Source organism: Streptomyces sp. NPDC051310, assembly GCF_044455245.1.
Lineage (GTDB): Bacteria > Actinomycetota > Actinomycetes > Streptomycetales > Streptomycetaceae > Streptomyces.
In genome coordinates this window covers 26,758-53,177 of sequence record NZ_JBITEO010000005.1, presented here as the reverse complement: position 1 = coordinate 53,177, position 26,420 = coordinate 26,758, and the positions used below count along the sequence as shown (strand labels likewise).

Below are 26,420 nucleotides of genomic sequence, written 5' to 3'. Positions count from 1 at the left end.
CCCGTCTTGCTCACTCTTGACACCCCAAAAGGTCTAGGCCAAGCTCCGGGCTACTGGTCTAAACCATTAACGACCAGGTCCCAGTCCCACGGGCAGTACAGGTCGTATGGCTTCGCGGTGGGCAGGGGTTGCAGGCATCCCTGAGGAGGGTGGCGTGAAGCGCAAGCTCATCGCGGCGATAGGCGTCGCGGGCATGATGGCCGGTGTCGCGGCGTGTGGTTCCGACAAGGGCGGCGACAGCGCGGGGGGCGACACCAAGGAGCTGACCGTCTGGCTGACGGTCGACGCCCAGAACAACTGGCCGGACCTGGTCAAGGCGGCCGACGACGCGATCGCCAAGAAGTACCCGGGCATCAAGATCAAGCACGAGTACTACGGCTGGCCCGACAAGAACGCCAAGCTGGACGCCGTCCTCGCCACGGACAAGGCGCCCGACGTGGTCGAGATGGGCAACACCGAGATGCTCGGCTACATGGTCAAGGGCGCCTTCGCCGAGGTCGACCCGAAGAAGTTCGACCAGTCGGACCAGTGGCTGGACGGCCTCAAGGAGTCCGTCACCTACGAGGGCAAGACCTACGGCGTCCCCTACTACGCCGGCGGCCGTGTCGCCAACTGGCGCAAGGACGTCGCCGCCGAGGTCGGCGTGAAGACCCCGCCGAAGACGTACGCGGAGCTGACCGCCGCCCTGGACAGGATCCAGGCGAAGAAGGGCGACAAGTTCAGCGCCTGGTACCAGCCCTCGCCGGACTGGTACGCCGCGATGTCCTTCGTGTACGACGCGGGCGGCTCCATCGCCAAGAAGGACGGCGACACCTGGAAGGCCAACCTGTCCTCGCCGGAGTCCCTCAAGGGCCTCAAGGAGTACAAGAAGGTCCTCGACACGTACATGAAGGCCGACAAGACCAAGGACGAGTCGGACCGGTACATCGTCTACGGCCAGGGCAACGCCGCCATGATCTTCGCCGCCGCCTGGGAGGGTGCCACGGCCGAGGACCCGAAGAACGACAAGACCGGCAAGCTCAAGGGCAACCTCGAGAACTTCGTCATGCCCGGCCCGTCCGGCAAGAACATCCCGGTCTTCCTCGGCGGGTCCGACCTCGCCATCCCGGTCAAGTCCAAGGCGCAGGACGCCGCGGCCGAGTGGATCAACGCCTTCACCGGCGCCAAGGGCCAGAAGGGCCTGCTCGCCAAGGGCAACCTGCCCAACAACAAGGCCGACCTCGCACCCCTGAAGGCCGACCCCAAGACCGCGGTCCCGGCCACGGCCGCCGAGTCCAGCTGGTTCGTCCCCATGGCCCCCGGCTGGGGCCAGGTCGAGAAGGCCCAGACCCTCAAGACCATGCTCCAGGAGATCGGTACCGGCAAGAAGTCGGTCGAGGCCGCCGCGAAGGACGCGGACGCCGCCATCGACAAGGTCATCAACACCAAGTGACCTGGGGAGCCCGTGGTGACCACACGGGCTCCCGGCCTCCTCCCCCCGGCCCGGCCGGGGGGAGGAGGCCGGCTTCGACACACGAGAGGGACCGCTGAGGAGCGCGCGATGAGTGCCGCAGAGACAACGACTGCCGAGGTGCCGTCCATACGGCCATCGTCGGCACCGCGAACCGCCGCGCCCGGTGGCCCGGGCAAGCCGGCCAGGACCAGGAAGGGGACCGCGGCAGGGGCCGGAGTGCCGTGGGCACTGCTCGCGCCCTGCCTGCTCGTCCTCCTGCTCGTCCTCGGTTATCCGCTGGTGCGACTGGTCACCCTGTCCTTCCAGAAGTTCGAGCAGCCCCAGCTGTGGGGCTTCAAGGAGCCCGAGTCCGTCGGCCTCGCGAACTTCGCCAAGATCCTCGGGGACGGCGAGTTCTGGGCCGTCGTCCTGCGGACCGTGGTCTTCGCCGGCGGCGCGGTGATCCTCACCATGGTCCTCGGCATGCTCATCGCCCTGCTCCTCCAGCGGGTCTCCGGATGGGTCAGGACGCTGATCAACATCGCGCTGGTGGCGAGCTGGGGCATGCCCATCATCGTCGCCACGGCGATCTTCAAGTGGCTGTTCGACACCGACTACGGCGTACTGAACTGGCTGCTCGACAAGCTGCCCGGCGTGGACATGATCGGCCACAACTGGTTCGCCAGCGGGCCGCAGGGCCTCGCCGTGATCATGCTGCTGGTCGTCTGGGGCGCCGTGCCCTTCGTCGTCATCACCCTCAGCGCCGGCCTCACCCAGGTGCCCAAGGAGCTGGAGGAGGCCGCCCGGCTCGACGGCGCCGGCGGTTGGGGCGTCTTCCGCTACGTCACCCTGCCGATCCTCAAGCCGATCATCGTGATGCTCACGACCCTCTCGGTGATCTGGGACATGGGTGTCTTCCCCCAGGTCTTCGTGATGCGCAACGGCCACCCGGAGGCCGAGTTCCAGCTGCTGACGACGTACTCGTACGACAAGGCCTTCGTCGTCAACGACTACGGCGGCGGCTCGGCCATCGCCCTGGTCACCGTGGTCCTGCTGCTCGGGGTCGTGGCCGTGTACATGCGCCAGATGCTCAAGATCGGAGACGTCGAGTGAGCGCCACCACCGCGCCGCGGAACAAGGCCGCGGGCAAGCTCGGCTGGAACCTGCTCGGCCTGCTCGTCTTCGTCTGCGCCGGCTTCCCGGTCTACTGGATGCTGAACACGGCGTTCAAGCCGGCCCGGGACGCCATCGACCCGGACCCGCACTTCTTCCCCCGTACGTTCACCCTGGAGAACTTCGAGCGCGCCTTCCAGGTCGCCGACTTCTGGGGCCCGGTCGGACGCTCGCTGATCGTCTCGGTCGTCGTCGTCCTCATCGGCATCGTCGTGGGCATGCTGGCCGCCCTCGCCATCTCGCGGTTCGCCTTCCGCGGCCGCAAGGTCGTGATCATCGGCATCCTGGCGGTCCAGATGGTTCCGCTCGTCGCGATGATCATCCCGGTCTTCCTGCTCCTGAACGACCTCGGTCAGTACGACAAGCTCACCGGCCTGATCATCACCTACCTGACCTTCATCCTCCCGTTCACGGTCTGGACGCTGCGCGGCTTCATCGTCAACATCCCCCGGGAGCTGGAGGAGGCGGCCATGGTCGACGGCTGCACCCGCACCGGCGCCTTCGTCCGCGTGGTCTTCCCGCTGCTCGCCCCCGGCATGGTCGCGACGTCCGTGTACGGCTTCATCCAGGCCTGGAACGAGTACCTGTACGCCCTGATGCTGATGAGCCAGCAGAACCAGACGGCCACCGTGTGGCTCGGGAACTTCACGACCAAGCACGGGACCGAGTACGCCCCGATGATGGCCGGCGCCACGCTGATGGCCGTCCCCATCGTCGTCCTCTTCCTCCTCGTCCAGCGCAAGATGGCCGCGGGTCTGACAGCCGGCGCGGTGAAGGGATAACGCCCTCATGACCACACTCGTACGGGACGCCGCCTCCGGCTCCCTCACCCGGGACGCCCTCACCGTGCTCCAGCCGGGCTTCACCGGAACCACCGCGCCCGACTGGCTGCTGCGCCGCATCGGCGAGGGGCTCGCCTCGGTGGGCCTCTTCGGCCGCAACATCGAGGACCCCGCACAACTGTCCGCCCTCACCGCGCGGTTGCGGGCCGAGCGGGACGACCTCCTCGTCGCCGTCGACGAGGAGGGCGGTGACGTCACCCGCCTGGAGGTGCGCACCGGCTCCTCCTTCCCCGGCAACCTCGCGCTCGGCGCGGTCGACGACACCGCACTGACCCGGGCCGTGGCACGGGAGCTCGGCCGCCGGCTCGCCGCCTGCGGCGTGGACTTCAACTGGGCGCCGTCCGCCGACGTCAACTCGGACCCGGGCAACCCGGTCATCGGCGTCCGGTCCTTCGGCGCCGACCCCGAGCTGGTCGCCCGGCACACCGTGGCGTACGTCGAGGGCCTCCAGTCCGCCGGTGTCGCCGCCTGCACCAAGCACTTCCCCGGACACGGCGACACCAATGTGGATTCACACCTCGCGATGCCCCGTATCGATGTGGATCCGGACACACTGCACGCCCGTGAGCTGGCACCTTTCCGCGCGGCCATCGCCGCGGGTTCCAAATCGGTGATGAGCGCGCATATCCTGCTTCCCGCGCTCGACCCCGATCGCCCCGCCACCCTGAGCCCGCGGATCCTCACCGGACTGCTGCGCCGGGAACTGGGGTACGAGGGGCTGATCGTCACCGATGGCATGGAGATGCAGGCCATCGCGTCGACGTACGGCATCGAGCGCGGCTCCGTCCTCGCACTCGCGGCGGGCGCCGACGCCATCTGCGTCGGCGGCGGCCTGGCGGACGAGGAGACCGTACTGCGGCTGCGCGACGCGCTGGTCGCAGCGGTACGGACCGGCGAACTGCCCGAGGAGCGGCTGGCCGACGCGGCGGCGCGGGTGCGCGCGCTGGCGTCCTGGACCCAGGCGCACCGGGCCAGGGGGGCTGAGACGGAGCCGGGCGCGGCTTCAGAGGAGGGGACCGCGCCCGGCACCGACACCGTCGGTGTCGGACTCGTGGCGGCGCGGCGCGCCCTCACGGTGACGGGGACGCGCGAGCCGCTCACCGCGCCCCCTTACGTCGCCGCCTTCGCCCCGGTGGCGAACATCGCGGTCGGCGACGAGACGCCGTGGGGCATCGGGCCGGAGCTGGCGCGGCTGCTGCCGGGCACGGCGACGGGGACGTACGCCGCCGACGTGGCCGTGGACCGGGTGCTGCGGGACGCGGGGGAGCGGCGGATCGTCGCGGTGGTGCGGGACGTGCACCGTCACCCGTGGATGGCGCGGGCCCTGGACGGCCTGCTGGCGGCCCGTCCGGACTCCGTGGTGGTCGAGATGGGCGTGAACCAGGCCCCGGCGCGCGGGGCCCTGCACATCGCGACGCACGGGGCGGCGCGGGTGTGCGGCACGGCGGCGGCGGAGGCCATCGCCGGCGTGTGAGCGCGGACGCGCGGAGGGGCCCGGTTCCGCACGGAACCGGGCCCCTCCGCGCCTGCGGTCAGATGCCCTGCCAGGCGGGCTTGTTGGCGTAGGTGTGCCGGAAGTAGTCGGCGAGCTTCAGCTTCGAGGCGGCCGCCTCGTCGACGACGACCGTGGCGTGCGGGTGCAGCTGCAGCGCGGAGGCGGGCACGAGGGCGGAGACCGGGCCCTCCACCGTCTGGGCCACCGCTTCGGCCTTGCCCTCGCCGGTGGCGAGGAGCACCAGGTGGCGGGCCTCCAGGATGGTGCCGATGCCCTGGGTGATCACGTGGTGGGGCACCTGCTCGATGTCACCGCCGAAGAAGCGCGCGTTGTCGACGCGGGTCTGCTCGGTGAGCGTCTTGATGCGAGTGCGGGAGGCGAGGGAGGAGCACGGCTCGTTGAAGCCGATGTGCCCGTCGGTGCCGATGCCGAGGATCTGGAGGTCCACACCGCCCGCCTCGGCCAGCGCCCTGTCGTACGCCTCGCAGGCCGCCTGGACGTCCTCGGCGGAGCCGTCGGGGCCCATGAAGGCGTCGGGGTCCAGCCCGAGCGGCTCGACGACCTGGCGCAGGACGGTCGAGCGGTACGACTCCGGGTGCCCGGCGGGCAGACCGACGTACTCGTCGAGCTGGGCTATGCGGGCGCGCGAGACGTCCACGGCGCCGGAGGCGGCCTTGGCGGTCAGCGCGTCGTAGACGGGCAGCGGGGTCGAGCCGGTGGCCACGCCGAGCAGAGCGTCGGGCTTGCGGCGCAGCAGGGCGGCGATGCCCTCGGCGATCAGCTCGCCGCCGGCCTTGGCGTCCTGGACGATGACAACTTCCACGCTGGACCTGCCGATCTGAAGGATGACATGTGGTATAGACCAATCTAGCAGAACGGCCCTCCCCGCTGGCGGGCTCGCGGGCGCCCGTGTTCGATGGTGCGCATGAGCGAGCAGCCGGGCCGGATCATGGCGGGGGAGATGGCGGAGCAGCCCGCGGTGCTGCGCCGGATCCTCGACGAGGGTGCCCCGCGGATCCGCGAGGTGGCGCGGGCCGTCCGGGAGCGGCGCCCGCGGTTCGTCCTGCTGACGGCGCGCGGTACCTCGGACAACGCGGCGCTGTACGCCAAGTACCTGCTGGAGGTCCGGCTCGGCCTGCCGTGCGGGCTGACGTCCATGTCCACGACGACGGCGTACGGGGCGAAGCCCGACTACACCGACGTCCTCGTCATCACGGTCAGCCAGTCCGGCGGCTCCCCGGACCTGGTGGCCTCGGCCCGCGCGGCGCGGGAGGCGGGCGCGCTGACCGTGGCGGTGACCAACAACCCCGACTCGTCGCTCGCGGCGGTGTGCGAGCACCACATCGACATCCTGGCCGGCCCCGAGAAGGCGCTGCCCGCCACCAAGACGTACACCGCCTCGCTGCTGTCGCTGTACCTCCTCGTCGAGGGCCTGCGCGGCGACGGCGGCGGCGCGGCCGCCCGGGACCTCCCGGACCTGGCCGCCCGGATCCTCGGCCGCCGTGACGAGGTCCGCGCCCTGGCCGCCCGCTACCGCTTCGCCGAGCGGATGGTCATCACCTCCCGCGGCTACGGCTACCCCACGGCCAAGGAGGCGGCCCTGAAGCTGATGGAGACCAGCTACATCCCCGCCCTCGCGTACTCGGGCGCCGACCTGCTGCACGGTCCGCTCGCCATGGTCGACAACATCTCGCCGGTCATCGCGGTGGTCCCGGACGGCAGGGGCGGCGAGGCGCTCCAGCCGGTCCTCGACCGCCTCCGCGGCCGCGGCGCCGACCTGGTGGTCGTCGGCCCGCAGGCGCAGGTGGACGCCGCGTCGGCGGGCTTCGTCCTCCCGACGGACGGCGTCGCCGAGGAGCTCCAGCCGATCCTGGAGATCCTCCCGCTGCAGCTCCTCGCCCACGAGGTCACCCTCGCCCGGGGCCAGGACCCCGACGCGCCGCGCGCCCTGGCGAAGGTGACCGAGACGCACTGAGCGTGCGTGCCGGGCGCGGCCGGGCGGACGGGACGGCGCGGACATGACTACGGCATCGAGCCGTTCGTCGCGTCCAGCCAGTGCCCGGTGACGGCCCGGGCGTCGTCGGACGCCAGGAACGCCACCACGTCCGCGACGTCGGAGGGCGCGCCGACCCGGCCGAGCGCCGAGAGGGCCGCCGCGTCGGTCCGGGCGGTTCCGCCGGTCCGCAGCCACGCCGCGTTGATGTCGGTGTCGACGATGCCGGGCGCGACCGCGTTCACCGTGATGCCCCGGCCGCCGACGGCCTTCGCCAGGTACTGCGTGAAGACGTCCAGCGCGCTCTTGCTCATCGCGTACGCGATGAGGTCCGGCATCATCGCGGCCTTCGACAGCCCCGTCGAGACGTTCACGATCCGGCCGCCGTCCCGCAGCCGCCGCAGACCCAGCCGGGCGAGGAAGAACGGTGCCTTGGTGTTCACCGCGAACAGCCGGTCGTACTCCGCCTCGGGGATCTCGCCGAACGGCGTCCGCGACGTGATGCCCGCGTTGTTCACCAGGATGTCCAGCCCGTCCGCGTGCCGGTCGAACCGCTCCCACAATGCCTCGGCGTCGCCCGGTACGCCGAGCTCCTGGCCGATCGCGAAGGCCGAGCCCCCGGCCGCCTCGATAGCGGCCACCGTCTGGGCCGCGGCGGCCGCGTTCGTGCCGTAGTGCACCGCCACCCTCGCCCCGTCGCGGCCGAGCCGCTCCGCGATGCTCCGGCCGATGCCCCGGCTGCCGCCCGTGACGAGCGCGGTCCTGCCCGTAAGCGTGCCCATGGCAACGCCCCCCTTTTCTCTAGTGGTCGTTACAGAATTACAGTAGCAGGCGTTCTCTAGTGGTCGCTATAAAATGAGGGCCATGGCGACGAGACAGCGCGGCAGGCCCCGCTCCTTCGACCGCGCGGCGGCCCTGGAGCAGGCGGTGCTGGCCTTCTGGGAGCACGGCTACGAGGCGACCTCGGTCGCCGACCTCACCCGGGCCATGGGCATCGGCGCGCCCAGCCTCTACGCGGCCTTCGGTGACAAGAAGGGCCTGTTCGACGAGGTCGTCGGCGCGTACGGGGAGCGGTACGGCTCCTTCGCCGCCCGGGCGCTCGACGGCGGGCCCACCGCGCGCGACGGCATCGCCCGGATGCTCCGGGAAGCCGCCGCGGAGTTCACCGACCCCGCGCGCCCGCGCGGCTGCCTGGTGATCTCGGCGGCCGTCAACTGCTCCACGCCCGAGGTCGGGCGGGCCCTGCGCGAGCTGCGCAACGCCAATCTGGCCGGCATGGCGGACCGGATCCGCGCCGACGTCGCGGCGGGACGGCTGCCCGCGGGGACCGACGCGACCGCGCTCGCCCGCTTCAGCGGGGCCGTCCTGCAGGGCATGTCGCAGCAGGCGCGGGACGGTGCCACGAAGGAGGAGCTGGAGGCGGTGGCCGAGGCGGCCATGCGGGCCTGGCCCGGCTAGCGGTCGGCGGCTGGAGGCCTGGGCGCCCGCCGGGCTCGCCGCCCCGCCGGGACCTGTGCCGGCCCCGGAAACACCCGCGGGCCGCGGCGCCGCGACGGGACCCTCAACCCGTCCGGCACCGCAGCCCGGAGTTGCCCGGCCGTCGGGTGTGCGGTCCCGCGGCCGTGAAGAGGTCCCGAGCGCAGTCAGGGCAGAGAGCGCCGGGGCCTCGTTCCACCCTCCTGTGCGGGGAGGGCGGAGGCTTGTCAAGCATTGTGGACTAGACCAATCACGTCTGTCCATCGGTAAGAAGATGGTAATTCCAGCGCCCATCCTCCCCTACCGGCCGACGGAACACCAGGTCGGGCGCACGGGTACGCTCGCCCCTGTGCCCTCCATGAACGACCTCGTCCGCCAGCACACCGCCCTGAGCGACTCCGACCTGGAGTGGCTGCACCTGCTGGTGTCGGAGTGGCAGCTGCTCTCCGACCTCTCCTTCGCCGATCTCGTCCTGTGGGTCCCCACCCTCGACGGCACCCGCTACGTCTCCGTCGCCCAGATGCGGCCCAACACCGGCCCCACCTCCTACCAGGACGACATGGTCGGCCACCTCGTCCCCCGGGGCCGCCGCCCGCTGCTGGACGCCGCGCTCGACGAGGGCCGGATCGTCCGCGAGGGCGACCCGGAGTGGCGCGAGGAGGTGCCGGTGCGCGTCGAGTCCATCCCGGTACGCCGGGAGGGTCGTGTCCTGGGCGTGATCGCCCGCAACACCAACCTGCTCACCGTCCGCACCCCCAGCCGGCTGGAGCTCACCTACCTCCAGTCCGCCTCCGACCTCGCACAGATGATCGCGAACGGGACCTTCCCCTTCCCGGGCCAGCAGGTCGACATGGACGCCTCGCCCCGCGCCGGTGACGGACTGATCCGCCTCGACGCGGACGGCGTCGTGCAGTACGCGTCGCCCAACGCGCTCTCCGCGTACCACCGACTCGGCCTCGCCGCCGACCTCGTCGGCCAGCACCTCGGCCAGATCACGGCCGAACTCGCCCCCTCCCGCGGCCCGGTCGACGAGGCGCTGGTCAAGCTGGCCAGCGGGTACGCGCCGCGCGAGGCCGAGGTCGAGGGCAGCGGCGGCGTCATCCAGTTGCGCGCGATCCCGCTCAAGCCCAAGGGCACGCGCATCGGTTCGCTCGTCCTCCTGCGGGACGTGACCGAACTGAGGCGCCGCGAACGGGAGTTGATCACCAAGGACGCCACCATCCGGGAGATCCACCACCGGGTGAAGAACAACCTCCAGACGGTCGCCGCGCTGCTGCGCCTCCAGGCCCGCCGCATGGACTCCGACCGCGGCCGCGAGGCGCTGAACGAAGCGGTGCGGCGCGTGGGCTCGATCGCGATCGTGCACGAGACGCTCTCGCAGAACCTCGACGAGCGCGTGGAGTTCGACGACATCGCCGACCGGGTGATCTCGATGGTCGCCGAGATCTCGCCCGGCAAGGTCACCTGCCGCCGCAACGGCCGCTTCGGCATCCTCGACGCCGAGGTCGCCACGCCCCTGTCGATGGTCCTCACCGAGGTCCTCCAGAACGCCCTGGAGCACGCGTTCGCGCCGGGGGAGCAGGGAACCGTCGAGGTCTCCGCCGTACGCGGCGATCCGCGCGCCGCCGACGCCCGGCTGCTGATCACGGTCCAGGACGACGGGCGCGGCCTGCCGGAGAACTTCGACCCGCAGCGCGCCGGCAACCTCGGGCTCCAGATCGTCCGGACGCTGGTCGAGGGGGAACTGGGCGGCACGTTCGACATGCAGCCCGCCCCCGGCCGCGGCACCCGCGTGGTGCTCGACGTTCCCGTACGCCCCCAGAAGTGACGCCCCCCGCGAGCGGCTCCGGGTCCGGCGCGGCTCGCCGCACAGCAGCGAGCCCCGGTCCGTCGGGGACGGTCCGGGGCTCGAACGCTTTAGGGGTTACTGCTGCGCGCTGCGGCTCGGGAGGCGGGTGGTGCGTACACGCTGTACGCGTCGCCTGACCTCAGGCTCGTAGCGGTGGCGTCGCTCAGGCGCTGGCGTTACGCGCCCGGTTGCGAGCGGCGCGGCGCTTCATGGCGCGACGCTCGTCCTCGCTGAGGCCACCCCAGACGCCGGAGTCCTGGCCGGACTCGAGCGCCCACTGCAGGCACTGCTCCATGACGGGGCAGCGACGGCAGACAGCCTTGGCTTCCTCGATCTGCAGCAGCGCAGGACCGGTGTTGCCGATGGGGAAGAACAGCTCGGGGTCTTCCTCACGACAAACGGCGTTGTGACGCCAGTCCATGGCTGCTACCTCTCCTTGGTGTTGCATTCAAGTTGCTTGTGAATGTGAACGCTTTCACGAATCCCTCAACAAGTGAAGGGCCGACCGCCGGGTGGGCGTGTGTGGACCTGGATTTGAGGAGGGGTTCTGGCTTTCACTGGAGGCCGGTTCTGCGGGCCGTCCCGATCGCCACGTAGAGATTCGCAAACCTCGGCTGCGGATACAACCCCTTCCGGAAAGTTTTTTTTGATTCCTCGGTGTCGGCTAGGTCACAGCCGTACTTCTATGGGGTGGACCCTGGCCCATACGTTCGAGATAAAGGACCAAGGGGCCTTCCACTCACACAATCACACGCAGTGCACGACGAACGCCTGTGAACGTCACGCTGGTACGCAGACCCAGGTGGTCACCGTCCATCTGGAACGGCAGCGGCACCTTCGAATGCAAGGTGAAGTCCGTCAGGTCGTGCCACGAGAGCGCGTACTTGCCCCGCGGGCCCCGCTCCGGTGTCGAGGTCAGCAGCTGGGTCGCGTACCGCGCCACCGCGGCGGTCGACAGCCGGCTCAGCCCGAGCACGTCCAGGGCGGTGTCGAACGATGCCTCCGGCGCCGCGTACACCGGACGATTGCCCAGGTAGGTCCAGGGAGCGGTGTTGCAGACTATGGACAGCGCCAGGTCGTGCACCGGGTCCGCGCCCGGCCGCTCCAGCGTGATCGTGCCGTGACGCCGGCGCGGCTCGTCCAGGAACTGGCGCATCGCCTGCCGGATGTAGAGCGCGTGCGTCGACCTCCGCCCGCGCTCCCGCTGCTGCTCGACCCGGCCGATCACTCCGGCGTCGAAGCCGAAACCGGCGCAGAACGTGAACCAGCGGGCCGGCACCGCCTCGTCCTCCGAGCCCGCCGTGCCGGAGGCCAGCCCGAGGCCGACGGTCCGCTCGCGCCGCTCGCCCAGTGCGTCGAGGATCACACTCGTCGCCTCGACCGCGTCGTTCGGCAGGCCCAGCGCGCGGGCGAAGACATTGGTGGAGCCGCCCGGCACCACCGCCAGGCGCGGCAGCCGGTCCGGATCCGGGCCGTGGTGCAGCAGCCCGTTCACCACCTCGTTGACCGTCCCGTCACCGCCGAGCGCGACCACCAGGTCGACGTCCTCGGCCTCGGCGGCCCGGCGCCCGACGTCCCGGGCATGGCCGCGGTACTCGGTCGTCACGGCCTCCAGCTTCATCTCGCTGGCCAGGGCGTGGATCAGTACGTCGCGCGTGCGGGCACTGGTGGTGGTGGCTGCCGGATTGACCACGAGAAGTGCGCGCATGCCCGCCAGGTTACCCACCGCCGGGTACCTGACCCAGGCCGTGCCCGCCCCTGTCCGGTCCGTGGACGGTGCGGCCGTTACCCTGCAAGGGTGAGTAGTACGGAGCCGAACACCGCCGGGACCGCCACCGACGCCCCGCGCCCCGCCCGGGTCACCGCCGCCGCGGCCGTGGCAGGGCTGGAGGCGCTCGCCCTGTTCGCCGGCGGCGCGTACCTGTTCGTGACGAGTCTCACGGGCACCCCCGACAACCTCACCCAGGCCCTCACCGGCGGTGCGACGCTCCTGGCGCTCGGGCTGATCCCGCTGCTCGCCGCCCGCGGCCTGCTGCGCTGCCGCAGCTGGAGCCGCGGCCCCGCGATCATCACCCAGCTGATGGCGCTGCCGGTCGCCTGGACGCTGCTCCAGGCCGACAGCGCCGCCATCCCGGGCGGCATCGCCCTCGCCGCCGCCGCGGTCACCGGCCTGGTGCTGCTGCTCCACCCGCAGACCACCCGGGCCCTCGGGATCCGCGGCCGCGCCTGACCCGCCGGGGCGGTTACTCCTCCACCAGCAGCTTCTCGCGCAGCTGCGCCAGCGTGCGGGCCAGCAGGCGGGAGACGTGCATCTGGGAGATGCCCACCTCCTGCGCGATCTGCGACTGGGTCATGTTCCCGAAGAACCGCAGCAGCAGGATCCGCTTCTCGCGCGGCGGGAGGTCCTCCAGCAGCGGCTTGAGGGACTCCCGGTACTCGACGCCCTCCAGCGCCTCGTCCTCCGCGCCCAGGGTGTCGGCGACCGCCGGGGACTCGTCGTCCGTGTCGGGGACGTCCAGCGAGAGCGTCGAGTACGCGTTCGCGGACTCCAGGCCCTCCAGGACCTCCTCCTCCGAGATGCCCAGACGCTCGGCCAGCTCGTGCACGGTCGGGGAGCGGCCGTGCTGCTGCGAGAGCTCCGCGGTCGCCGTGGTGAGCGACAGGCGCAGCTCCTGCAGCCGGCGCGGCACCCGGACCGCCCAGCCCTTGTCGCGGAAGTGCCGCTTGATCTCGCCGACCACCGTGGGGGTGGCGTACGTCGAGAACTCGACCCCGCGCTCCGGATCGAACCGGTCCACGGACTTGATCAGCCCGATCGTGGCGACCTGCGTCAGGTCGTCCAGCGGCTCCCCGCGGTTGCGGAAGCGCCGCGCCAGATGCTCCACCAGCGGCAGGTGCATCCGCACGAGCTGGTTGCGCAGCTCGGCCCGCTGGGGCGAGCCGTCCGGCAGCCCGCGCAGCTCGATGAACATCGCCCGCGCGCCGCTGCGGTCCTGCGGCTCGGCGTGCGACGCCTGCCGGTGCCGGTCCTGCTGCCGGTCGTGCCCGTGCTGGTCCTGTTGATGCTGGTCCTGCTCGTGCTCGCTCATCCGGCCCGCCTGATCTGCCCGCGCCGCCCGCTCCGGCGCCTCCAATAGACCGTCCACCGGGTGCGGCCGCGCCTGCTGCTCCGGGATGCCCTCCGGCGAGCTCAACGCCCGGGGGCCGCGCTCCTCGTTTCGCACCGGACCGTCCCCGTTCCTCACGCCGGCCCGGGACCCGCGCCGCGCTGTTTGTACAGGTTGATGGAGACCGTCCGGTCGTCGGCGACGGACGAGTCGACCTTGCCGGCCAGTGCCGACAGCACCGTCCAGGCGAACGTGTCGCGCTCCGGCGCGCGGCCGTCGGTCGTGGGCGCCGAGACCGTCACGTCCAGGGAGTCGTCGACGAGGCGGAACACGCAGCTGAGGACGGAGCCGGGCACCGCTTGCTGGAGCAGGATCGCGCAGGCCTCGTCGACGGCGATGCGCAGGTCCTCGATCTCGTCGAGGGTGAAGTCCAAGCGCGCTGCCAGGCCGGCCGTGGCCGTCCGCAGCACGGACAGGTAGGCACCCGCAGCGGGCAGCCGGACTTCCACGAAGTCCTGGGTCCCGGGCTCGCCTGCGATCTGGGACACCCTCACCTCCAAGGTGGCACAAGCTCATTCGGGGCTCGCGGGAGGAAGATCCTCCCCGGGCCGGTGCGGTACGCAGGTGTGCGTAGTCCGCCGTGACGCTATCGCGATCCATGGTGCCGTGTCGCCGGGGACCCCTGTCCCGGCGACTGTCACTCATGGTAAGCACATGTGTACGCACAGTGGCTAGGGGTCTGCGGTGCCCAATCGCGAGAAACCGGCGGAGGGTTGACGTACCCAGGGCTCAGACGATCGAACCGTCGACGAAGCACCAACGCCAGTCCTCACCGGGCTCGAAGGTCCGCATCACGGGGTGACCGGTGTCCTTGAAGTGCTTCGACGCGTGCTGCCCGGCCGAGGAGTCGCAGCAGCCGACGTGCCCGCACACCAGGCACAGCCGCAGCTGCACCGGATCCGTCCCCTCGGCCCGGCACTCGGGACAGGTGTCGCCCGACGGGACGGGCTCCGACCGTGGCAGTTCGGCTACGTGCTGGCACTCGCGCATGATGGCCAGGTTACGACGGGTGCGGCGGGTACGGCGCGGGCCGGGAGCGGGGAGACGATGGACGTATTGCCACTGGTGGCGCTGGTCGCGGTGAGCGCCGCGATCGCCGGAGCGGCCCGCCGGACCCCGGTCCCGGCACCCCTGCTGCTGGTGGCGGCCGGGCTGGCCGCCTCGTACGTACCGGGGGTGCCGGACTACACCCTCGACCCGCACATCGTGCTGCCGCTGCTGCTGCCGCCCCTGCTGCACACGGCGGCGCTCGACTCCTCCTACCTGGACCTGCGGGCCAACGCGCGGCCGGTCGCCCTGCTGTCGGTCGGCTACGTCCTGTTCGCCACGGTCGCCGTCGGCTACCTCGCCCACCTCCTCGTGCCGGACCTGCCGCTGACGGCCGCCCTGGTCCTCGGCGCGGTGGTCGCGCCGCCGGACGCGGTGGCCGCCACCGCCATCGCCCGCCGGCTGGGACTGCCCGGCCGGATCACCACCATCCTCCAGGGCGAGTCCCTGGTGAACGACGCCACCGCCATCACCGCCTACAAGGTGGCCCTGGCCGCGGCGGTCGGCGAGGGCATCGGCTGGGCGGGCGGCATCGCCGAGTTCGCCGTGGCCGCGATCGGCGGCATCGCGGTCGGGCTGGTGCTCATGGTCCCGATCCACTGGCTGCGCCGGGGCCTGCGCGAACCGCTGCTGCAGAACACCCTGTCCCTGCTGATCCCGTTCGTGGCGTACGCGGCGGCCGAGCACTTCCACGCCTCCGGGGTGCTGGCCGTCGTCGTGGTCGCCCTGTACCTGGGGCACCGCTCCTGGCAGGTGGACTTCGCCACCCGGCTCCAGGAGGAGGCGGTGTGGAAGGTGGTGGCCTTCGTCCTGGAGTCCTCCGTCTTCGCGCTGATCGGGCTCCAGCTGCCGCACGTGGTGCGGGGCCTCGGGACGTACGGGATGGGGGAGGCCGCCTGGTACGCGGCGGGCGTCTTCCTCGCGGTCGTCGTCGTGCGGTTCGTCTGGGTCTTCCCGGCCACCTACCTGCCGCGTGCCCTGTCGCGGCGCGTCCGGGAGCGGGAGGCGGGGGTCACCTGGTCCTCGCCGGTGATCGTCGGCTGGGCGGGGATGCGCGGCGTGGTGTCGCTGGCGATCGCCTTCTCCATCCCGGAGGTCTCGGGCGGTGAGCCGTTCCCCGCGCGCAACCTGGTCCTGTTCCTCACCTTCACCACGGTGATCGGCACGCTCGTGGTGCAGGGCCTCACCCTGCCGCCGCTGATCCGGGCCCTGAAGCTGCCCGGCCGGGACGCCCGCGCCGAGACCCTCGCCGAGGCGCAGGCGCAGAGCGAGGCGTCCCGGGCGGCCGAGCAGCGCCTGGAGGAGCTGCTCGCGGACGAGCGCAACGCCCTGCCGGGACCGCTGGCCGACCGGCTGCGCACCGTCCTGGAGCGGCGGCGCAACGCCGTGTGGGAACGGCTCGGCGGGGTCAACCGGCTCACCGGCGAGTCGGCGGACGACACCTACCGGCGCCTCGCGCGGGAGATGATCGAGGCCGAGCGGGAGGTGTTCGTGCACCTGCGGGACGCCCGCCGCATCGACGACGAGATGATGCGCACGCTGCTGCGCCGGCTCGACCTGGAGGAGGCCGCCGCCTACCGGGAGGGCGGCTCCGGCGGCTGACGCGGCTCCGGGCTGCCGGTGATCACCGCGGCGACGGTCGTGCCGCGGGGGAAGGCGCCCTCCGCGGCCAGTGCGACGAGTCCGTACAGCATTTTGGCGACATATATGCGCTCGATGGCAAGTCCATGCCGCTGCTCGAAATCGTCGGCGAACGCCTCCAGTGCGGGGCTCGTCCGGGCGTAGCCGCCGAAGTGGAAGCGCTCGTCGAGGCTCCAGTCGCCCGCCGGCCCGCCGAACGCCCGCTCCTGCAGGGCCCGTATCTCCGCGCCGAGGAAGCCGCCCCTGAGCACCGGAATGCCCAGCGCCCGGCCGCCGGGCCCCAGCCCCGCCGCCAGCCCGGCGAGCGTGCCGCCCGTACCGCACGCCACCACGGCCACGTCCGCCTGCCCGCGCAGTTCGCGGCCGAGCTCCGCGCAGCCGCGAACGGCGAGCGCGTTGCTGCCGCCCTCGGGCACGACGACGCTGCCCTCGGGGGCGCGGCGCAGCAGCTCCGCCAGCACCGCCGGGTCGTCCTTGGCGCGGTAGGTGGCCCGGTCCACGAACAGCAGCCGCATCCCGTCCGCGGCGCACCGCGCGAGCGACGGGTTCAGCGGGCGGTCGGCCAGCTCCTGGCCCCGTACGACCCCGACCGTGGGGCAGCCCAGCAGGCGGCCGGCCGCGGCCGTGGCACGCAGGTGGTTGGAGTAGGCGCCGCCGAAGGTGAGGACCGGGCGGCCGCCGGCGGCGGCCAGGTTCGGGGCGAGCTTGCGCCACTTGTTGCCGACGAGGTCCGGGTGGATCAGGTCGTCGCGCTTGAGCAGCAGCCGCACGCCGTGCCGGGTGAGGCGCTCGTCCAGGACGGGCCGCAGCGGCGAGGGCAGCAGCGGGCCCAGGGAGGACAGGTCGAGCGCGGTCACCCGGCCATTGTGGCCCAGCGGTCACTTCAGCCGTTCCGCGATGCGGGCGCGCATGGTGTTCATGGAGAAGCCGCGCGGGTCGACCTTGCCCGGCTGCCACTCCTTGTGGCCGATCACCGAGCGGGCGGTCCAGCCGTGCCGCCGGCAGACGGCCGCCGCGGCCCTCTCGATCGCCTCCAGCTGGGCCTCGGGCCACGGGTCCTCGCCGTCCCCGAGGTTCTCGCACTCGAAGCCGTAGAAGTACCGGTTGCCGTCCCGGTTCGCCTCGTTGTCGTGGGGGAGTGCCTTCTCGGAGATCACGGCACGCAGGACGTCGTCGTCCCCCTTGCCGGCGTGGTTGGCGCGGCCGTACCCCACCAGGTGGACCCGGCCGTCCTTGGTGATCACGCCGTGGCACAGCGGGCCGGGCAGCCCGGGGTGGCCGTCACGGCAGATGCGGACCGTCTTCGCGCTGCCGCTGGTGACGGTGTGGTGGATCATCACACCGTGCACCGGCCCCCAGGGGCCCTTGTGGTTGCGGTTGTGGTGGCGCCAGTCGCCGACCTCGACGACCGTGAGTCCTTCGTCGCGCAGTGCGTCGAGGAACCCGTTCGCGGACAGGGGTGAGGCCACGCCGTCTCCTTCATGAGGGGTGCTGTACGAGGGGGTGTAAGGGAGCGATCCCCGGGGTGCGGCGGCGTTCGGGCGGCGTACGAACCGATCCGGACAGCGGGCCCCCTGGGGCGCCTGGTGTTCCCGGGGCTGAAAAAGCCGAAGTGATGCCCCGTTGAAGGTGATTCAGTCTCGCTCCTTCGTGTAATGGCGTCGCCACGCTGTGTGCTGAAAGGCTTTTCCCGAAGGTCAGACCATGATCGAGAGGGATGTTCATGTCGGTTGGTTCGGTTGGCGAGGAAATCCGCTCCGAGCAGGCACGCCCGCAGCAGAGTCTCGGCACGGCCGCCGCGCGGAACCTGGCGACCACCACCAAGTCGGCGCCGCAGATGCAGGAGATCACCTCCAGGTGGCTGCTGCGGATGCTGCCGTGGGTGCAGGTGCAGGGTGGTACGTACCGGGTGAACCGGCGACTCAGTTACGCGATCGGAGACGGACGGGTCACCTTCGTCCAGACCGGTGAGCGGGTCGCCGTGATCCCCGCCGAACTCCGGGAACTGCCCGCCCTGCGCGGCTACGACGACGAGGCGGCGCTCGCCGAGCTCGCCCAGCGGTGCACGCAGCGCGAGTTCGCGGCGGGCGAGGTCATCGCGGAGGCCGGTGCGTCCACGGACCGGGTGTTCCTGCTCGCCCACGGCAGGATCGAGCAGATCGGCACCGGCCCGTACGGCGACGAGGCGGTCCTCGGCGTCCTCGCCGACGGCGCCTACCTCGGTCACGGCTCGCTCGTCGACCCCGACGCCACCTGGGAGTGGACCGCCCGCGCGGCGACCGCCTGCACGGTCCTGGAGCTCACCCGTGCCGACGTCACCAACCTCGCGGAGCGCGCCGGCTCGCTGGCCGGGCACCTGGCGGCCCTGGCGTCCCTGCCGCGCCAGCGCACCAACAAGTACGGCGAGAAGGCCATCGACCTGTCGGCCGGCCACGTCGGCGAGGCGGTCGTCCCGCACACCTACGTCGATTACGAGGCCTCGCCCCGCGAGTACGAGCTGAGCGTCGCGCAGACCGTGCTGAAGGTCCACAGCCGGGTCGCCGACCTCTACAACCAGCCGATGAACCAGACCGAGCAGCAGTTGCGGCTCACGGTCGAGGCGCTGCGCGAGCGCCAGGAGCACGAGCTGATCAACAACAAGGACTTCGGCCTGCTGTCCAACTGCGACTACGGACAGCGGATCCAGCCGCACGACGGCGTGCCCAGCCCGGACGACATGGACGAGCTGCTCTCCCGCCGCCGCGGCAGCAAGCTCTTCCTCGCCCACCCGCGCGCCATCGCCGCGTTCGGACGCGAGTGCAACAAGCGCGGCCTGGTCCCGGGGTCCGTGGACGTGGGCGGCCACCAGCTCCCCGCCTGGCGGGGCGTGCCCATCTTCCCGTGCAGCAAGATCCCGATCTCCGAGGCCCGCACCACCTCGATCCTCTGCATGCGCACCGGCGAGGCCGACCAGGGCGTCATCGGGCTGCACCAGACCGGCATCCCGGACGAGATCGAGCCGAGCCTGTCGGTGCGGTTCATGGGCATCGACGAGCAGGCGATCATCTCGTACCTGGTCACCGCCTACTACTCGGCCGCGATCCTCGTCCCGGACGCCCTCGGCGTACTGGAGAACGTCGAAGTCAGCCGCTGGCGATGACCACGACGGGCCGGGGCGCCGCGCTCGGGGGCCACGGGGCCGCGGCGTTCCTCGACCCCGCCCTCGGCACCGTCCGGCCCCGGCTGCGCTCGGCGGTCGCGTCGCTGCCCGGCCCCGTACGCCGGGTGGCGATGTACCACTTCGGCTGGGAGAACGCCGACGGCAGCCCGGCCACCGGGGCGGACGGCGAGGCCGTCCGGCCCGCGCTGGTCCTGGCCGCCGCCCGGGCGCTGGGCGGCGACCCGTACGCGGCCGTCCCCGCGGCCGCCGCCGTGGAGCTTGCCCATAACGTCACCCTGCTCCACGACGGCATCGTCGACGAGGGCCCCACCGGCGGGGGCCGGCCCACCGCGCGGACCGTCTTCGGCATCCCGGCCGCCCTCCTCGCCGGGGACGCCCTGCTCGCCCTCGCGCTGCGGCTGCTCGCCGAGGACGGGCACCCGGCGGCCCCGGCCGCGTCGGCCCGGCTCGCCGCGTGCGTGATCGAGCTGTGCGCGGGCCGGCAGGCGGACCGCGCCGCCGGGGCGCGCGGCCCGCAGGAGGTGTCGCTCGACGAGTGCCTCGCCACGGCGGCCGCCGGGACCGCCCTGCTCGGGTGCGCCTGCGCCGTGGGCGCGCTGTACGCGGGCGCCGGGGAGGCGGAGGTGGCGGCGCTGGACGCGTTCGGGCGGGAGGCGGGTCTGGCGTTCCGGCTGATCGACGACCTGATCGGCCTCTTCGGCGACCCGGACCGCCCCGGGAGGCCCGTCGGCGCCGATCCGGCCGCCCGGGGGACGTCGCTGCCGGTGGCCGCCGCCCTCGCCTCGGGCGCGGCGGCCGGGGCGGAACTGGCCGCCCTCCACGAGCGACCGGTCCTGGACGCGGCGGGAGAGCGCCGCGCGGCCGACGCCGTGGAACGGGCGGGCGGCCGGGACTGGGCACAGGCCCAGGCCGCCGACCGGATGGGGTGGGCGGTGCAGCAGCTCGCGCAGGCGGTGCCCGAACCGTCGGCCGCCGGTGACCTGCTGGCGCTGGCGGAGTTCATGACCCGGCGTACGCGCTGAGGGCGGGGGGTGCCCGCCCGGTCCGGACCGTGCGGTCCACCGGGCGGGCGCGTCGCTGTGCGCGACCGGCGCATGGGGTCCGCCGCCCGGCCCGGCCCAGCCCCGGCGCGGGGGAGGACCGGAACGGACGGACTCGTCGTGCGGGAGCGGCGGCCACCGGCTGCGGTCGACTGTCCGGTTTGTCCAAAACGCAATAGTCTGTATCCATGGGCAGTGAAGGACACCGGACCGTCCACCACCCGCAGGCCGGGCCTGAGCACCTGTGCCGCGCCTGCGGACTGCCGGTCGGTACGACGATGAAGCGACGGAAGATCCTCGGCGCGTGGGTGCCCGTGTGGGAGCCCCGGCCCTGCCGGAACCCCGACTGTGCGCTGTACATCGCAGAAGCGGCGGACGAGTCGGGCAAGGAGGCGGAGACCGGCTGAAGTCCGGCCGGGAGGTGACCGGCCGCACGCCGAAGCCGGTCGTACCGCTACAGTCCGCGCCATGTCATCGGAGTCGACGGAAGTCTGGACCGGCTGGTACCGGGACCGCCGGGGTGCGGAAGCGATCACCATCACGGCGGACGGGGGGCGCATCGCCACCCGGATCAGGGGCGTGGAATACACGGGCGACGGCTGCGCCGCGCTGCGGGCGGCGGAGGAGAACGGCGGCCTGCCGCTGGCCGGCTGCGTCCTGGAGTGGGACCTGCCGCTGCCGGTCGTCATCGACGGAACGCCCCAACGAGCCACGCTCAGTTGCCTGTTGGCGCTCGGCGAAGCACTCTCCGACGGCTCACCCGAGAGAGTGGATCTTCAGCTGACCCTGCACTCCGGTGGGGCGGCGTACGAGTCGGGCGTGGCCGGAGGCGACTTCGACCTCGCCCTGGCGCGCATCCTGCGCCAGCTCCCGCCCGGCGCCCGCTTCGCCGGCAGGTTCCTCGAAGCCGCCTGACGCGGGGTGCCGGCCGCGGGGTGCGGCCCGGAGCCCCGAGGGGGCGCCCCGCGGCTCGCGGGACGCCCTCGCGCGTGGGGCTAGGACGACGCGGCCGCGGCGACGGCCGCCGCCAGGCCGTTGCGCCACAGGTAGTCGACGCGGCTGCGCTCCTGCGTGTTCGGCTGGGCGTTCTGGCAGGACGGACCGGGGCCGCCGCCCGACATCAGCTCGCTGCACGGGCCGGAGTAGTGGTCCGGCAGGCCGAGGACGTGGCCGGTCTCGTGGGCGGTGACCCGGGTGGAGTTGTAGATCTGGTTCTGCCGGTAGTCGAGGAAGATGTAGCCGCGGCCGTGCCCGTCGGTCGACGCGTACGAGCCGCGCGAGTCGTTGCCCTCGTAGTACCGGAAGTCCGGGTTGCTGCCCTCCTGGAGCTTCACGTTGCTGACGGAGCTGTTCCAGATCTGCGTGGAGCGGGCTATCTGGGTGCGGAAGCTGGGGGCGTTGGCCGCCGAGTACACGACGGTGACGGCCAGGGCGCCCGGGTTCGCGGCGCGCTTCTCGGCAACCGACTTCATCACGGCGTCGTGGAACGCCTTGTTCGCCCGGGCGTTCTCGGCCGAGCCGGCGTACGCGGCGAAGCCGGGGGCGGGGGAGGGCGCCGCGGCGGCGCTGACGGTCGTGGCCGGTACGGCTGCCAGAGCCGCGGTCAGGCTCAGGGCAGCGGCCAGCACGGCCTTGGGGTGTCTCATGGGGGGCTCCTACTCGGTCCTCAACGTGTTGGGTGGACACGTTCGGTGGGACAGAGTGTCGGGGAGCCCGCGCGGTGTGCGGATGATGCCAACTCCCGATAGGACGGGCGCATCACCCCCGCTCAACAGCCCCCGCGCGCCCGCGTCATGAGTCTGGTGTGGCGCAAGGTGCCGCCTTACGCTCGGGACATGGAGCTGGAGGTGAGGCACCTGCGGGCGCTGTGCGCCATCGCCGACACGGGCAGCCTGCACAAGGCCGCCCGCCGGCTCGGCACCAGCCAGCCGTCCCTGACGACCCAGCTGCGCCGCATCGAACAGGCGCTGGGCGCCGAGCTGTTCACCCGTGAGCGCACCGGCTGCCGCCCCACCCCGCTGGGCCACGCCGTCCTCAGCCGCGCCCGCCCCCTGGTGGCGCAACTGGAGCGGCTCGTCAGCGACACCCGCGCCGCCGCCGCGCACGCCGACGGCGTCGCCCGGCTGCGCATCGGCTCCACCGCCAGCCGGGTGCTCGCCGGCTGGCTGCGACGGCTGCGCGGGCGGCTGCCGGGCACCGACATCACGCTGCAGATGGACGTCTCGGCGGGCGCGCTGCTGCGCGGCCTGGCCGCGGGACGGCTCGACGTCGCCTTCGTCCACGAGGTGGAGGGCTGTCCGCTGCGGGTGCCGGAGGGGCTGGAGCGGCGCGTCCTGGTGGAGCGCGAGCCGCAGTTCATCTCCCTGCCCAGGGACCACCCGGCCGCCGCCGCGCCGGTCGTGGACCTCGCCGACCTGGCCGGTGACCGGTGGATGGTCGACCCGACGGTGGACGGCGAGTGGGACGGGCTGCGGCGGGTGCTCTGGGCGGCCGGTATCGACCCGCCGGTGCTGCACGGCGACTACCACACCGCCGCGTCGCTCATCGTGGCCGGCGAGGCGGTGGCGCCGTGCCAGCCGACCTCGGGGCCGCGCGACGACATGGCCATCCGGCCGTTACGGGACGACCCCCTCGCCGTACGGCTGCTGCTCTACCACCGGCCGGGCACCGAGACCGACGCCGTCTACGCCGAACTCGCGGCCGCGTACCGCGAGGCGGCCCTGGGCACCGCGACGTACCGCCAGTGGCTCCTGCGCCACGGCAGCCCCCTGCTCCCGGCGGCCTGAGGGGCCGCGACGCGACAGCACCCGGCCTGCCGGGACTCTCGTGGAGTGCGGTGGCGGACCGGGTGCGGAAGCAAGGTGTCCCGGAGCGGGATCAGGCCTTCTTGGTCTCCCAGAAGATCTTGTCGATCTCGGCGATGAGCTCAAGGGCCTTCTCGCCCGTCTTCGGGTCCGTCGAGGCCTTGGCCGCGGACAGCGCCTTCAGGGTGTCGTTGACCAGCTGGTGCAGCTGCGGGTACTTCTCGAAGTGCGGGGCCTTGAAGTAGTCGCTCCACAGCACCGAGACGTGGTGCTTGGCCAGCTCCGCGCGCTGCTCCTTGATGACCGTGGCGCGGGCCTGGAAGTGGGGGTCGTCGTTGGCCTGCATCTTTTCCTGCGTGGCCTTGACCGACTCGGCCTCGATGCGGGCCTGGGCCGGGTCGTAGACACCGCAGGGCAGGTCGCAGTGCGCGCTGACCTTCACCTTCGGGGCAAACAGGCGGGAGAGCATTGAGCCGTCCTTCCTCGTGATCGTCTTCTCAGGTGGGACATTACTCCGTGGGAGTCGGCTTTTCGCGGGTGCCCCCGGGTGCTTAGGACAAAAGTCCAGGGTCACCATGGGACCCGTGGAGGAAGGACCGGGAGGTGCGGGGATGACGGAGCAGGGGCGGGAGACCGGGGTGCCGTTCGGGATCGCCGAGGTCACCGGCCTCTCCATGGTGCCGACGCTCCGGCACGGGGACCAGCTGCTGGTGCACTACGGCGCCGAGCTGCGCGCCGGGCAGGTGGCCGTGCTGCGGCACCCGCTCCAGCAGGACCTGCTCATCGTGAAGCGGCTGGTCGAGCGGCGCCGCGAGGGGTGGTGGGTGCTCGGGGACAATCCGGACGCGGACGTGGTGGACAGCCGGGCGTTCGGGGCGGTGCCGGCCGAGCTGGTACTGGGACGGGTGCGGGCCCGGTACCGGGGCATCCGGCCCGGGCGTCAGCGGTCGCTGCGGGTGGTGCTCTCCTGGCTGCTGTCCGCGGTCCGGCCCGTGCCGGCCGACCGCTCCGTCTCCAGGCGCTTGCGGGCCCGGTAGGCGGCGACGTTGGCGCGGGTCGCGCAGCGGTCGGAGCAGTAGCGGCGGGAGCGGTTGGTGGAGGTGTCCAGGTACGCGTTGCGGCACGGGGCCGCCTGGCACAGGCCGAGCCGGTCGGCGCCGAACTCGGTGAGGTGGATCGCCAGACCCATCGCGGCGATCGCGGCGTACCCGGCGGTGGCGTTGGACGGGTGGTCCGCCAGGTGCATGTGCCAGCGCGGCCGGCCCTGGTCGTCCAGGTAGTCGTGGCCCGAGATCTGCGGGCTCACCGGGAACTCCAGGAGCAGCGAGTTCAGCAGGTCCACGGCCTGTGTCTGGTCGCCCGCGTCGGCCGCCGTGAACACCGCGCGCAGCCGGCTCCGCACCGAGCGGAAGCGCGTCACGTCCGCGTCCGTCGCGCGCCGTGCCATCTGCGACGCCTCGCCGAACAGGGCGCGGACCGCGTCGACGGAGGTGAGGGAGTCCTTGTTGCGCGCCGGCTCCTCGGTGTTCACCAGACGTACGGCGTAGTCCGAGTAAGAGGCCAGTTCCACTTGTAGTCCTTACGGCGGCGGTCTAGGGTCGGAGCAACGGTCTTGTAAGAGACCCATATCTGACGAGGGTATTACGGAGGTCGTGGTGGCGGAGACGGTCGCGGGCACCGACTGGCAGGCGTGGCAGGAGAGCTGGGACCGCCAGCAGGAGTGGTACATGCCCGACCGCGAGGAGCGGTTCCGGGTGATGCTCGACATGGTCGAGGCGATCGCCGGCCCCGCGCCGAGGGTGCTCGACCTCGCGTGCGGTACGGGGAGTATCACGGACCGGCTGCTCAAAAGGTTCCCGGACGCCACCAGCACCGGCGTCGACCTCGACCCGGCGCTCCTCGCCATCGCCGAGGGCTGCTTCGCCGGGGACGAGCGTGTCCGCCTCGTACGGGCCGACCTGAACGACCCGGGCTGGATCCGGGCGCTGCCGCACGACTCGTACGACGCCGTCCTGACCGCCACCGCCCTGCACTGGCTGCGCGCCGAACCGCTCGCCTCGCTGTACGGGCAGCTCGGCGGCCTCGTCCGCGAGGGCGGCGTCTTCATGAACGCCGACCGCATGCGCGACGAGTCCACGCCCCGCATCAACGCCGCCGAGCGCGCCCACCGCCACGCCGCCATGGACCGCGCCAAGGCCGGCGGCGCGCTCGACTGGGCCGCGTGGTGGGAGCGCGCCGCCGCGGACCCGGTCCTCGCCGCGCCGACCGCCGAGCGGTTCGCGATCTACGGGGAGCACGCCGAGGGCGACACCCCCTCCCTCGACTGGCACGTGCGCACCCTGCGCGGCGCCGGGTTCGCCGAGGCGCGGGCCGTGTGGTGCTCGCCCTCGGACTCCCTGGTGCTGGCGCTGAAGTAGCCGGGCCCGCGGCGGAGGGGCCCCGGACACGGCCGGAGAGGCCGGACACGGGCGGAGACGGCCGGACACGGGCGAAGGGGCGGTACGGCCGAAGCCGTACCGCCCCTTCGCCGTCGACGTCAGAGCACCTTGGACAGGAACGCCTTCGTCCGGTCGTGCTGCGGGTTGGTCAGGACGTCGCGCGGGTGGCCCGACTCGACCACCACGCCGCCGTCCATGAACACCAGCGAGTCGCCCACCTCACGGGCGAAGCCCATCTCGTGGGTGACCACGACCATGGTCATGCCCGACTCCGCGAGGTCCCGCATGACGTCCAGCACGTCGCCCACCAGCTCCGGGTCGAGCGCCGAGGTCGGCTCGTCGAAGAGCATCAGCTTCGGCTCCATCGCCAGCGCGCGGGCGATGGCCACGCGCTGCTGCTGGCCGCCGGAGAGCTGCGAGGGGAAGTTGCCGGCCTTGTCGGCCAGGCCGACGCGGTCCAGCAGCTTGGCCGCCCGCTCCCGGGCGACGGCCTTCGCCTCGCCCTTCACCTGGACGGGCGCCTCCATGACGTTCTCCAGCGCCGTCATGTGCGGGAAGAGGTTGAAGCGCTGGAAGACCATGCCGATGTCGCGCCGCTTGAGCGCCACCTCGCTGTCCTTCAGCTCGTACAGCTTGTCGCCCTTCTGGCGGTAGCCGACGAGCTCGCCGTCGACGTACAGCCGGCCGGCGTTGATCTTCTCCAGGTGGTTGATGCACCGCAGGAAGGTGGACTTGCCGGAACCGGACGGGCCGATCAGGCAGAAGACCTCACCGTTGTTCACCTCGAGGTCGATGCCCTTGAGGATGTGTGCTGCGCCGTAGGACTTGTGCACGCCCTCGGCCTTGACCATCGCAGTCATCTG

Annotated in this window: 29 protein-coding genes; 16 read left to right on the top strand and 13 right to left on the bottom strand. The window is 72.2% G+C overall.

The features are described 5' to 3' along the window. The first annotated feature begins 154 nt into the window (after window positions 1–154). The 4 genes from ACIA79_RS09300 (at window position 155) to ACIA79_RS09285 (ending at window position 4,921) form a co-directional block, all read left to right on the top strand. Window positions 155–1,432: an extracellular solute-binding protein gene (locus tag ACIA79_RS09300; protein ID WP_399427546.1), complete on the top strand. Its 1,278-nt coding sequence runs from the start codon at window positions 155–157 to the stop codon at window positions 1,430–1,432. A gap of 108 nt (window positions 1,433–1,540) precedes the next feature. Then, entirely contained in the window at window positions 1,541–2,545 is a 1,005-nt protein-coding gene (locus ACIA79_RS09295; RefSeq protein WP_399427545.1) for a carbohydrate ABC transporter permease, read from the top strand. Then, window positions 2,542–3,387 carry a carbohydrate ABC transporter permease gene (locus ACIA79_RS09290; protein WP_391812873.1) on the top strand — a complete coding sequence of 282 codons (846 nt, stop codon included), beginning with the start codon at window positions 2,542–2,544 and terminating at the stop codon, window positions 3,385–3,387. The genes ACIA79_RS09295 and ACIA79_RS09290 overlap by 4 nt, the downstream gene beginning before the upstream one ends. Before the next feature lie 7 nt (window positions 3,388–3,394). Further along, window positions 3,395–4,921 carry a glycoside hydrolase family 3 protein gene (locus ACIA79_RS09285; RefSeq protein WP_399427544.1) on the top strand — a complete coding sequence of 509 codons (1,527 nt, stop codon included), beginning with the start codon at window positions 3,395–3,397 and terminating at the stop codon, window positions 4,919–4,921. A 58-nt stretch (window positions 4,922–4,979) separates the two neighbouring features. On the opposite strand, the gene nagB is transcribed toward ACIA79_RS09285, so the two are convergent. Further along, window positions 4,980–5,765, bottom strand: a complete 786-nt coding sequence (nagB, locus tag ACIA79_RS09280; RefSeq protein ID WP_399427543.1) for a glucosamine-6-phosphate deaminase — start codon at window positions 5,763–5,765, stop codon at window positions 4,980–4,982. Between the two features lie 102 nt (window positions 5,766–5,867). Between nagB and ACIA79_RS09275 the strand changes: the two genes are divergently transcribed. Beyond that, entirely contained in the window at window positions 5,868–6,917 is a 1,050-nt protein-coding gene (locus ACIA79_RS09275) for an SIS domain-containing protein (protein WP_399427541.1), read from the top strand. 47 nt (window positions 6,918–6,964) lie between these two features. On the opposite strand, the gene ACIA79_RS09270 is transcribed toward ACIA79_RS09275, so the two are convergent. Then, window positions 6,965–7,717 (bottom strand): SDR family oxidoreductase, encoded by a 753-nt coding sequence (locus tag ACIA79_RS09270; protein WP_399427540.1) that lies wholly within the window; start codon window positions 7,715–7,717, stop codon window positions 6,965–6,967. 82 nt (window positions 7,718–7,799) lie between these two features. On the opposite strand from ACIA79_RS09270, the gene ACIA79_RS09265 reads away from it, so the two are divergent. Both ACIA79_RS09265 and ACIA79_RS09260 read left to right on the top strand, forming a co-directional pair. Further along, window positions 7,800–8,393, top strand: coding sequence for a TetR/AcrR family transcriptional regulator (locus ACIA79_RS09265; protein WP_399427539.1), 594 nt, complete (start codon window positions 7,800–7,802; stop codon window positions 8,391–8,393). Window positions 8,394–8,769: 376 nt separating this feature from the next. After that, window positions 8,770–10,239, top strand: a complete 1,470-nt coding sequence (locus tag ACIA79_RS09260; protein ID WP_399427832.1) for a sensor histidine kinase — start codon at window positions 8,770–8,772, stop codon at window positions 10,237–10,239. Between the two features lie 184 nt (window positions 10,240–10,423). Here ACIA79_RS09260 and ACIA79_RS09255 read toward each other — a convergent pair whose 3' ends face one another. Together ACIA79_RS09255 and ACIA79_RS09250 are read right to left on the bottom strand one after the other, a co-directional pair. Then, window positions 10,424–10,681: a WhiB family transcriptional regulator gene (locus tag ACIA79_RS09255; protein WP_003953983.1), complete on the bottom strand. Its 258-nt coding sequence runs from the start codon at window positions 10,679–10,681 to the stop codon at window positions 10,424–10,426. Window positions 10,682–10,999: 318 nt separating this feature from the next. Then, on the bottom strand, window positions 11,000–11,968 hold the full coding sequence (locus ACIA79_RS09250; RefSeq protein WP_399427538.1) for a diacylglycerol/lipid kinase family protein: 969 nt from the start codon (window positions 11,966–11,968) through the stop codon (window positions 11,000–11,002). A 90-nt stretch (window positions 11,969–12,058) separates the two neighbouring features. Between ACIA79_RS09250 and ACIA79_RS09245 the strand changes: the two genes are divergently transcribed. Continuing rightward, window positions 12,059–12,490 (top strand): hypothetical protein, encoded by a 432-nt coding sequence (locus ACIA79_RS09245; RefSeq protein ID WP_399427537.1) that lies wholly within the window; start codon window positions 12,059–12,061, stop codon window positions 12,488–12,490. 13 nt (window positions 12,491–12,503) lie between these two features. On the opposite strand, the gene ACIA79_RS09240 is transcribed toward ACIA79_RS09245, so the two are convergent. From ACIA79_RS09240 to ACIA79_RS09230, 3 genes are all read right to left on the bottom strand, one after another. Then, window positions 12,504–13,505 carry an RNA polymerase sigma factor SigF gene (locus ACIA79_RS09240; RefSeq protein WP_399427536.1) on the bottom strand — a complete coding sequence of 334 codons (1,002 nt, stop codon included), beginning with the start codon at window positions 13,503–13,505 and terminating at the stop codon, window positions 12,504–12,506. Further along, the gene (locus ACIA79_RS09235) at window positions 13,502–13,915 is read right to left on the bottom strand and encodes an anti-sigma regulatory factor (RefSeq protein ID WP_031076871.1); all 414 of its coding nucleotides are present in this window, start codon (window positions 13,913–13,915) and stop codon (window positions 13,502–13,504) included. Before ACIA79_RS09235 ends, ACIA79_RS09240 begins: the two co-directional genes overlap by 4 nt. 241 nt (window positions 13,916–14,156) lie before the next feature. Beyond that, complete coding sequence (locus ACIA79_RS09230) at window positions 14,157–14,417, bottom strand: UBP-type zinc finger domain-containing protein (RefSeq protein WP_031076873.1); 261 nt, start codon at window positions 14,415–14,417, stop codon at window positions 14,157–14,159. Window positions 14,418–14,474: 57 nt separating this feature from the next. On the opposite strand from ACIA79_RS09230, the gene ACIA79_RS09225 reads away from it, so the two are divergent. Beyond that, window positions 14,475–16,076 (top strand): Na+/H+ antiporter, encoded by a 1,602-nt coding sequence (locus ACIA79_RS09225; RefSeq protein ID WP_399427535.1) that lies wholly within the window; start codon window positions 14,475–14,477, stop codon window positions 16,074–16,076. On the opposite strand, the gene ACIA79_RS09220 is transcribed toward ACIA79_RS09225, so the two are convergent. Further along, window positions 16,049–16,972, bottom strand: a complete 924-nt coding sequence (locus tag ACIA79_RS09220) for a 1-aminocyclopropane-1-carboxylate deaminase/D-cysteine desulfhydrase (RefSeq protein WP_399427534.1) — start codon at window positions 16,970–16,972, stop codon at window positions 16,049–16,051. The genes ACIA79_RS09225 and ACIA79_RS09220 overlap by 28 nt on opposite strands. Before the next feature lie 21 nt (window positions 16,973–16,993). Continuing rightward, window positions 16,994–17,584, bottom strand: a complete 591-nt coding sequence (locus ACIA79_RS09215; protein WP_399427533.1) for an N-acetylmuramoyl-L-alanine amidase — start codon at window positions 17,582–17,584, stop codon at window positions 16,994–16,996. Window positions 17,585–17,838: 254 nt separating this feature from the next. Here ACIA79_RS09215 and ACIA79_RS09210 point away from each other — a divergent pair, with 254 nt between their 5' ends. From ACIA79_RS09210 to ACIA79_RS09195, 4 genes are all read left to right on the top strand, one after another. After that, window positions 17,839–19,254 carry a family 2B encapsulin nanocompartment shell protein gene (locus ACIA79_RS09210; RefSeq protein WP_399427532.1) on the top strand — a complete coding sequence of 472 codons (1,416 nt, stop codon included), beginning with the start codon at window positions 17,839–17,841 and terminating at the stop codon, window positions 19,252–19,254. Then, entirely contained in the window at window positions 19,251–20,297 is a 1,047-nt protein-coding gene (locus ACIA79_RS09205; RefSeq protein WP_399427531.1) for a polyprenyl synthetase family protein, read from the top strand. The genes ACIA79_RS09210 and ACIA79_RS09205 overlap by 4 nt, the downstream gene beginning before the upstream one ends. Before the next feature lie 206 nt (window positions 20,298–20,503). Continuing rightward, the gene (locus ACIA79_RS09200) at window positions 20,504–20,722 is read left to right on the top strand and encodes a hypothetical protein (RefSeq protein ID WP_399427530.1); all 219 of its coding nucleotides are present in this window, start codon (window positions 20,504–20,506) and stop codon (window positions 20,720–20,722) included. Between the two features lie 61 nt (window positions 20,723–20,783). Continuing rightward, complete coding sequence (locus ACIA79_RS09195) at window positions 20,784–21,230, top strand: DUF6304 family protein (RefSeq protein ID WP_399427529.1); 447 nt, start codon at window positions 20,784–20,786, stop codon at window positions 21,228–21,230. Window positions 21,231–21,310: 80 nt separating this feature from the next. On the opposite strand, the gene snpA is transcribed toward ACIA79_RS09195, so the two are convergent. After that, the gene (snpA, locus tag ACIA79_RS09190) at window positions 21,311–21,961 is read right to left on the bottom strand and encodes a snapalysin (RefSeq protein WP_399427528.1); all 651 of its coding nucleotides are present in this window, start codon (window positions 21,959–21,961) and stop codon (window positions 21,311–21,313) included. 189 nt (window positions 21,962–22,150) lie between these two features. Here snpA and ACIA79_RS09185 point away from each other — a divergent pair, with 189 nt between their 5' ends. Further along, window positions 22,151–23,101, top strand: coding sequence for a LysR family transcriptional regulator (locus ACIA79_RS09185; RefSeq protein ID WP_399427526.1), 951 nt, complete (start codon window positions 22,151–22,153; stop codon window positions 23,099–23,101). A gap of 91 nt (window positions 23,102–23,192) precedes the next feature. Here the strand turns inward: ACIA79_RS09185 and sodN are convergent, their stop codons facing one another. Further along, window positions 23,193–23,588 carry a superoxide dismutase, Ni gene (gene sodN, locus ACIA79_RS09180; RefSeq protein WP_031076896.1) on the bottom strand — a complete coding sequence of 132 codons (396 nt, stop codon included), beginning with the start codon at window positions 23,586–23,588 and terminating at the stop codon, window positions 23,193–23,195. Between the two features lie 142 nt (window positions 23,589–23,730). On the opposite strand from sodN, the gene sodX reads away from it, so the two are divergent. Next, complete coding sequence (gene sodX, locus ACIA79_RS09175) at window positions 23,731–24,156, top strand: nickel-type superoxide dismutase maturation protease (RefSeq protein ID WP_399427525.1); 426 nt, start codon at window positions 23,731–23,733, stop codon at window positions 24,154–24,156. On the opposite strand, the gene ACIA79_RS09170 is transcribed toward sodX, so the two are convergent. Further along, window positions 24,060–24,689 carry a CGNR zinc finger domain-containing protein gene (locus tag ACIA79_RS09170; RefSeq protein WP_399427524.1) on the bottom strand — a complete coding sequence of 210 codons (630 nt, stop codon included), beginning with the start codon at window positions 24,687–24,689 and terminating at the stop codon, window positions 24,060–24,062. The two genes, sodX and ACIA79_RS09170, sit on opposite strands and share 97 nt — an antisense overlap. A 157-nt stretch (window positions 24,690–24,846) precedes the next feature. On the opposite strand from ACIA79_RS09170, the gene ACIA79_RS09165 reads away from it, so the two are divergent. Further along, a complete protein-coding gene (locus ACIA79_RS09165; protein WP_399427831.1) occupies window positions 24,847–25,536 on the top strand; it encodes a class I SAM-dependent methyltransferase in 690 nt (229 codons plus the stop codon). A gap of 119 nt (window positions 25,537–25,655) precedes the next feature. On the opposite strand, the gene ACIA79_RS09160 is transcribed toward ACIA79_RS09165, so the two are convergent. Next, window positions 25,656–26,417: an amino acid ABC transporter ATP-binding protein gene (locus ACIA79_RS09160; protein ID WP_399427523.1), complete on the bottom strand. Its 762-nt coding sequence runs from the start codon at window positions 26,415–26,417 to the stop codon at window positions 25,656–25,658. Window positions 26,418–26,420 lie beyond the last annotated feature (3 nt).

Excerpts from the sequence above, each read along its gene's own strand:
- snpA (WP_399427528.1), bottom strand. The coding sequence starts at position 21,961 with ATGAGACACCCCAAGGCCGTGCTGGCCGCTGCCCTGAGCCTGACCGCG.
- ACIA79_RS09295 (WP_399427545.1), top strand. The coding sequence starts at position 1,541 with ATGAGTGCCGCAGAGACAACGACTGCCGAGGTGCCGTCCATACGGCCA.
- ACIA79_RS09165 (WP_399427831.1), top strand. The coding sequence starts at position 24,847 with ATGCCCGACCGCGAGGAGCGGTTCCGGGTGATGCTCGACATGGTCGAG.
- ACIA79_RS09225 (WP_399427535.1), top strand. The coding sequence starts at position 14,475 with ATGGACGTATTGCCACTGGTGGCGCTGGTCGCGGTGAGCGCCGCGATC.
- ACIA79_RS09205 (WP_399427531.1), top strand. The coding sequence starts at position 19,251 with ATGACCACGACGGGCCGGGGCGCCGCGCTCGGGGGCCACGGGGCCGCG.
- ACIA79_RS09210 (WP_399427532.1), top strand. The coding sequence starts at position 17,839 with ATGTCGGTTGGTTCGGTTGGCGAGGAAATCCGCTCCGAGCAGGCACGC.
- ACIA79_RS09160 (WP_399427523.1), bottom strand. The coding sequence starts at position 26,417 with ATGACTGCGATGGTCAAGGCCGAGGGCGTGCACAAGTCCTACGGCGCA.
- ACIA79_RS09270 (WP_399427540.1), bottom strand. The coding sequence starts at position 7,717 with ATGGGCACGCTTACGGGCAGGACCGCGCTCGTCACGGGCGGCAGCCGG.
- ACIA79_RS09265 (WP_399427539.1), top strand. The coding sequence starts at position 7,800 with ATGGCGACGAGACAGCGCGGCAGGCCCCGCTCCTTCGACCGCGCGGCG.
- ACIA79_RS09195 (WP_399427529.1), top strand. The coding sequence starts at position 20,784 with ATGTCATCGGAGTCGACGGAAGTCTGGACCGGCTGGTACCGGGACCGC.
- ACIA79_RS09200 (WP_399427530.1), top strand. The coding sequence starts at position 20,504 with ATGGGCAGTGAAGGACACCGGACCGTCCACCACCCGCAGGCCGGGCCT.
- ACIA79_RS09230 (WP_031076873.1), bottom strand. The coding sequence starts at position 14,417 with ATGCGCGAGTGCCAGCACGTAGCCGAACTGCCACGGTCGGAGCCCGTC.
- sodN (WP_031076896.1), bottom strand. The coding sequence starts at position 23,588 with ATGCTCTCCCGCCTGTTTGCCCCGAAGGTGAAGGTCAGCGCGCACTGC.
- ACIA79_RS09285 (WP_399427544.1), top strand. The coding sequence starts at position 3,395 with ATGACCACACTCGTACGGGACGCCGCCTCCGGCTCCCTCACCCGGGAC.
- ACIA79_RS09275 (WP_399427541.1), top strand. The coding sequence starts at position 5,868 with ATGAGCGAGCAGCCGGGCCGGATCATGGCGGGGGAGATGGCGGAGCAG.
- ACIA79_RS09260 (WP_399427832.1), top strand. The coding sequence starts at position 8,770 with ATGAACGACCTCGTCCGCCAGCACACCGCCCTGAGCGACTCCGACCTG.
- ACIA79_RS09250 (WP_399427538.1), bottom strand. The coding sequence starts at position 11,968 with ATGCGCGCACTTCTCGTGGTCAATCCGGCAGCCACCACCACCAGTGCC.
- ACIA79_RS09185 (WP_399427526.1), top strand. The coding sequence starts at position 22,151 with ATGGAGCTGGAGGTGAGGCACCTGCGGGCGCTGTGCGCCATCGCCGAC.
- sodX (WP_399427525.1), top strand. The coding sequence starts at position 23,731 with ATGACGGAGCAGGGGCGGGAGACCGGGGTGCCGTTCGGGATCGCCGAG.
- ACIA79_RS09255 (WP_003953983.1), bottom strand. The coding sequence starts at position 10,681 with ATGGACTGGCGTCACAACGCCGTTTGTCGTGAGGAAGACCCCGAGCTG.